Source organism: Parahoeflea alexandrii, from assembly GCF_027214025.1.
Taxonomy (GTDB): domain Bacteria; phylum Pseudomonadota; class Alphaproteobacteria; order Rhizobiales; family Rhizobiaceae; genus Hoeflea; species Hoeflea alexandrii_A.
Map to the genome: position 1 here is coordinate 1 of NZ_JAPWHB010000070.1, position 228 is coordinate 228.

Here is a 228-nt window from a genome sequence, read left to right on the forward strand (position 1 = left end):
ATCATCGAGGCTGAAGGCGCCGAGAAGCGTGGCTTCCTGGCCAGCCGTCAGAACGTAGCCGTTGGCGAGCGTCGCCGTGCTCACCACGCTGTTGGTCACCGAAGCCTGCGGCTGATCCGACAGGTCGACATCGTCAAACGTGATGGTGCCGGTCACGTCGACCGGATCGGCGTCGGCGAGCGGCGCAAGGTCAGCCTGCTCGTCAACCGTGCCCGACTGCACGCCCGA

Annotated in this window: 1 protein-coding gene; it reads right to left on the reverse strand. The window is 66.2% G+C overall.

Features of this window, described 5'->3' with window-relative positions; translation table 11 throughout:
* Positions 1-228, reverse strand: a 228-nt coding sequence (locus O4H62_RS26425; RefSeq protein WP_269391867.1) for a hypothetical protein, incomplete at both ends; no start/stop codon positions are given.